The sequence below is a fragment of the Actinomycetes bacterium genome, assembly GCA_036510875.1.
In the GTDB taxonomy this organism is placed as follows: domain Bacteria; phylum Actinomycetota; class Actinomycetes; order Prado026; family Prado026; genus DATCDE01.
In genome coordinates this window covers 1-5,361 of record DATCDE010000160.1, presented here as the reverse complement: position 1 = coordinate 5,361, position 5,361 = coordinate 1, and the positions used below count along the sequence as shown (strand labels likewise).

The 5,361-nt window shown below is 73.2% G+C and carries 5 protein-coding genes; all 5 read left to right on the top strand.

Translation table 11 applies throughout. The features are described 5' to 3' along the window. Positions 1–1,145, top strand: a 1,145-nt coding sequence (locus tag VIM19_09275) for an AAA family ATPase (protein HEY5185070.1), incomplete at its 5' end; no start/stop codon positions are given. A 49-nt stretch (positions 1,146–1,194) separates the two neighbouring features. Further along, positions 1,195–2,370 carry a signal recognition particle-docking protein FtsY gene (gene ftsY / locus VIM19_09270; protein HEY5185069.1) on the top strand — a complete coding sequence of 392 codons (1,176 nt, stop codon included), beginning with the start codon at positions 1,195–1,197 and terminating at the stop codon, positions 2,368–2,370. A gap of 171 nt (positions 2,371–2,541) precedes the next feature. After that, entirely contained in the window at positions 2,542–3,942 is a 1,401-nt protein-coding gene (locus VIM19_09265) for an ammonium transporter (GenBank protein HEY5185068.1), read from the top strand. After that, complete coding sequence (locus tag VIM19_09260; protein HEY5185067.1) at positions 3,939–4,277, top strand: P-II family nitrogen regulator; 339 nt, start codon at positions 3,939–3,941, stop codon at positions 4,275–4,277. Before VIM19_09265 ends, VIM19_09260 begins: the two co-directional genes overlap by 4 nt. A 5-nt stretch (positions 4,278–4,282) precedes the next feature. After that, a partial coding sequence (locus tag VIM19_09255) for a [protein-PII] uridylyltransferase (protein HEY5185066.1) occupies positions 4,283–5,361 on the top strand: 1,079 nt, incomplete at its 3' end.

The following is a 5,361-nucleotide window of genomic DNA, read 5'->3' as shown; positions in this document are numbered from 1 at the left end:
GCGCCGCGGCCCGTCGGGCTCGGCGGGCCCGCGAGGCGGCCGTGGCGGCCGCCGTGGCCAGGGGCGCCTCGATGGCGCTGGGCCGGATCGAGGTGTCGCTGCGCGCGGGCGCCCAGGAGCGGGACGTCGCCGAGCGGGCGCGGGCCGAGCGGGACGCCGAGCTGAGCGAGATCAGGACCCGGTTCCGTGAGCTGGGGGCCGTGCTTGACCAGCTCACCGACTCGGTGCACCGCGACGAGGTCGCCCGCGCCGAGCAGCGGCTGCGGATCGAGCAGCTCGAGCAGCGGGCGGTCGAGGAGCTCGGCGTCGACCCGGGCACGCTGATCGCTGAGTACGGCCCGGACCAGCCGGTGCCGGCGACCGTCGCGGCACCCGAGCCCGAGGCTGAGTCCGAGGCCCCGCAGGAGGGTGCCCAAGAGGGGGCCCAGGAGGGGACCGAGCCCGGCGAGCCGGCGTCCGAGCCTGCGCCGTCCGTGCCGTACGTCCGCGCCGAGCAGGAGAAGCGGCTGCGGGCCGCCGAGCGTGCGCTGGCGCTGCTCGGCAAGGTCAACCCGCTGGCGCTGGAGGAGTTCGACGCGCTGCAGGAGCGCCTGCAGTTCCTCACCGAGCAGCTGGAGGACCTCAAGAAGACCCGGCGCGACCTGCTGGACATCGTCCGCGAGGTCGACGAGCGGGTCGAGCAGGTGTTCACCGCGGCCTTCCACGACACCGCGCGGGAGTTCGAGGGCGTGTTCTCCCGGCTGTTCCCGGGCGGCGAGGGCCGGCTGGTGCTCACCGACCCCTCCGACATGCTCGCCACCGGCATCGAGGTGGAGGCCCGCCCGCCGGGCAAGAAGGTCAAGCGTCTGTCGCTGCTGTCCGGCGGTGAGCGGTCCTTGGTGGCGGTGGCGCTGCTGGTGGCCATCTTCAAGGCCCGGCCCAGCCCGTTCTACGTGATGGACGAGGTGGAGGCCGCCCTCGACGACACCAACCTGGGCCGCCTGCTGACGATCCTGGAGGAGCTGCGCGCGGCCAGCCAGCTGATCGTCATCACCCACCAGAAGCGCACCATGGAGATCGCCGACGCGCTGTACGGCGTCTCCATGCGCGGGGACGGCGTGACCACCGTGATCAGCCAGCGCCTGCGAGAGGTCGAACCGGCCTGACCCCACGACCCCGCTCGCGCAGGTGGAGGGGGGTGGGAGACTCGGGGGCGTGGACCCCATCGTGCTGATCGTGTTGTTGGTGGCTGTCATCGTGGTGGCGGCGGTCGGGCTGGTCACCACCCGCCGGCGCGGTGCGAAGCCCGAGCCGCCGGTCCCCGGCCGGGACTACGCCCCCGGGGTCGGCGACGACGCGGAGGTCCCGAGGGACACCGCCACCCGCGTGATCGACCAGGTGGTCCTGCCGGACGACGTCTCGACCGCGATGCCGACGCTCGAGGTCCCCGGCGTCGAGGCCCCCGCCCCCACCGCCGGCCGGCTGACCCGGCTGCGCGGCCGGCTGGCCCGCTCCCAGTCCACCCTCGGCGTCGGCCTGCTCGCGCTGCTCGCCCGGGACAAGGTCGACGACGCCACCTGGGACGAGGTCGAGGAGACGCTGCTCACCTCCGACCTCGGGGTTGCCCCCACGGCCCAGCTCGTCGACCGGCTGCGGACCCGCGTCCGGGTGGACGGCGTGAAAGACCCGGCCGCCGTGAAGGCGATGCTGCGGGAGCAGCTGCTGGACCTCGTCGATCCGGCCATGGACCGCACCCTGCACACCGAGGCGCACCTCGACGGCACGCCCGCCGTCGTCCTCGTGGTCGGCGTCAACGGCACCGGCAAGACCACCACCACCGGCAAGCTGGCCAGGGTGCTCGTCGCCGACGGGCGCACCGTCCTGCTGGCCGCAGCGGACACCTTCCGCGCGGCCGCGGCGGACCAGCTGCAGACCTGGGGCGAGCGGGTCGGGGCAATCGTCGTCCGCGGCCCCGAGGGTGGCGACCCGGCGTCCGTCGCGTTCGAGGCCGTGAAGAAGGGCCACGAGGCCGGCGTGGACACCGTCGTGGTGGACACTGCGGGCCGGCTGCACACCAAGGTCGGGCTGATGGACGAGCTCGGCAAGGTCAAGCGGGTCATCGAGAAGCTGAGCACGGTCGACGAGGTGCTCCTCGTGCTCGACGCGACCACCGGCCAGAACGGGCTGACCCAGGCCCGGGTGTTCGCCGAGGTCGTGGACGTCACCGGCATCGCCCTGACCAAGCTGGACGGCACCGCCAAGGGCGGCATCGTCGTCGCGGTGCAGCGCGAGCTCGGGGTGCCGGTGAAGCTGGTCGGCCTCGGCGAGGGCCCGGATGACCTGGCCCCGTTCGACCCGGCGGCCTTCGTCGACGCGCTGCTCGGCGACTGACCCGAACGGTGGACCAGGCCCGGCGCCGCGCAACACACCCGTTACACGGGCGGTCGAAGCGTCACCGGGGCGAAACACCGACCGCACGCCCGGGAAACCTGCGTCTTTGAGAGTTCCCCTCGTCGGATTCCGACCACGGGACCAGCCCGGGTCGGCGAGGGGAGAGTGATCATGCCGCAAGTCAGCGCAGGGGACACCGCCTGGGTCCTCGCCAGCGCAGCACTCGTGCTGCTCATGACACCAGGCCTGGCGTTCTTCTACGGCGGCATGGTCCGCGCGAAGAGCGTCCTCAACATGATGATGATGAGTTTCGGGGCTCTCGGCCTGATCAGCGTGCTGTGGGTCCTGTACGGCTTCTCGATGGCGTTCGGCAACTCCAAGGGCGGCTTCGTCGGGGACCCGTTCCAGTACCTGGGGCTCAAGGGCACGATGAGCCCGTCGTCGGTGATCCTGCAGGCCGTAGACAGCGCGGGGAAGGCGATCCCGGGCACGGGCATCCCGATCCTGGCGTTCGTCGCCTTCCAGGCGGTCTTTGCCATCATCACCGTCGCGCTGATCTCCGGCGCGATCGCGGACCGAACCAAGTTCGGCGCCTGGATGGTCTTCGCGGCGATCTGGGCGACCGTCGTCTACTTCCCGGTGGCGCACTGGGTCTTCGCCTTCAACGGGGTGACCGGTGAGCGGGGCGGTTGGATCGCCAACCAGCTCAAGGCGATCGACTTCGCCGGTGGCACGGCGGTGCACATCAACGCCGGCGCCGCGGGCCTGGCCCTCGCGCTGGTGCTCGGCAAGCGGATCGGCTTCGCCAAGGACCCGATGCGCCCGCACAACCTCACCCTGGTGATGCTCGGGGCCGGGCTGCTGTGGTTCGGCTGGTTCGGCTTCAACGCCGGCTCGGCTCTCGGCGCGAACAACACGGCCGCGGTCACCTGGGTCAACACGATGGTCGCCACGGCGGCCGCCTCGCTGGCATGGCTCGCGACCGAGAAGATCCGGGACGGGCACCCGACGTCGCTCGGCGCGGCGTCGGGTGTGGTGGCCGGCCTGGTCGCGATCACGCCGTCCTGCTCGTCGGTGAGCCCGCTCGGGGCGATCGCGGTCGGCGCCATCGCCGGTGTTGTGTGCGCCCTGGCGATCGGCCTGAAGTACAAGCTCGGCTACGACGACTCGCTCGACGTGGTCGGCGTGCACCTGGTCGGCGGCATCGTCGGCACCCTGCTCATCGGCTTCCTGGCCACCGACGCGGCCCCGGCCGGCGTCAACGGCCTGTTCTACGGAGGCGGCTTGAACCAGCTGTGGCGGCAGGCCGTCGCGGCGGGCGCGGTGCTGGTGTACTCCTTCGTGCTGGCCTACATCATCGGCCTGGCGATCGACAAGACCATGGGCTTCCGGGTCAGCAAGGACGACGAGGTGCAGGGCGTCGACCTCACCGTCCACGCGGAGACCGCCTACGACTTCGGCAGCATGGGCGGCGGCAGCGGGTTCCGGCCGCTCGTCGGCGCCGCGGCCCCGTCGTCCGCGGGAGGGACCACGACCCTTCCCGACACTGACACCGAGAGGGTGGACGCATGAAGCTCGTCACGGCGGTCATCAAGCCGTTCAAGCTGGACGACGTGAAGTCGGCGCTCGAGTCCTTCGGGGCGCACGGGATGACCGTGTCCGAGGCGTCCGGCTACGGCCGGCAGCGCGGCCACACCGAGGTCTACCGGGGGGCGGAGTACACCGTCGACCTGGTGCCGAAGGTGCGGCTGGAGATCCTGGTCGACGACGGGGACGTCGACGACGTCATCGAGGTGATCGTCAAGAGCGCGCAGACCGGACGGATCGGCGACGGGAAGGTGTGGGCCATTCCGGTCGACTCCGTCGTCCGGGTCCGCACCGGCGAGCGCGGCGTCGAGGCGCTCTAGCGTCCATGGCGATCGAGACCGGGGGAGAGGTCGGGGCGCCAAGGGGGGCCGACCCATTCGACCCGGCGGCGTACGTTCAGGCGCGCGCCGAGCTGGTGGCCCGGCCCGGGATTCCCGGGCCGGGCCACCGGCACGACCTGGCCGAGCTGACCGACCGCTGGCTGGCCGGGCTGTACGCGGCGGCCGAGCCGCCGCCCGGCACCGCGCTCGTCGCGGTCGGCGGGTACGGCCGGGCGGAGCTGGCGCCGGGCAGCGACCTGGACGTCGTCCTGCTGCGTGCCACCGAGGTCCCGGTGGAGGCGGCGGCCGAGGTCGCGGACCGGATCTGGTACCCGATCTGGGACTCGGGGGTGCGGCTGGACCACGCTGTGCGCACTGTGCCCGAGGCCCGGCGGGTGGCCAGCGAAGACCTTCGCGCGGTGCTCGGCATGCTCGATCTGCGGCACCTGGCCGGGGACGCCGAGCTGACCACCGGACTGCGCCAGGCCGTGCTGGCCGACTGGCGGGCGTTCGCGGCCCGTCGGCTGCCGGACCTGCTGGCCGGGGCACGGGAGCGAGCCGAGCGCTCCGGCGACGTCGCGTTCTCCCTCGAGCCGGACCTCAAGGACTCCCACGGCGGGCTGCGGGACCTCACCGCGCTGCGGGCCGTCGCGGCGTCCTGGGTGGCCGACACCCCGCACGAGGGGTTGTCGGACGCGCGGCGCACGCTGCTGGACGCGCGGGACGCGCTGCACCGCACCACCGGGCGGCCCTCGGACAAGCTGGTCCTGCAGGAGCAGGACGCCGTGGCCCGCGCCCTGGGCCTGCTGGACGGCGACCTGCTGCTGCGCGAGGTCGCGGCGGCCGGCCGCAGCATCGCCTACGCCCTCGACGTGACGGCGCACCGGGTCGAGCGGGCCCTGGCCAGCCGCGGCAGCCGGTTCGCCCGGTTCGGCACCCACCGGGTCGGGGAGCGGGCGCCGCTCGCCGACGGCGTGGTCGAGCAGGACGGCGAGGCCGTGCTGGCGCGTGACGTCCGCCCCGGCGAGGACCCCACCCTGGTGCTGCGCGCTGCCGCTGCGGCTGGGCAGTACGGCCTGCGCCT

Bases quoted from the DNA above. Each gene is read 5' to 3' on its own strand.
- VIM19_09265 (HEY5185068.1), top strand. From the start codon at position 2,542: ATGCCGCAAGTCAGCGCAGGGGACACCGCCTGGGTCCTCGCCAGCGCA.
- VIM19_09260 (HEY5185067.1), top strand. From the start codon at position 3,939: ATGAAGCTCGTCACGGCGGTCATCAAGCCGTTCAAGCTGGACGACGTG.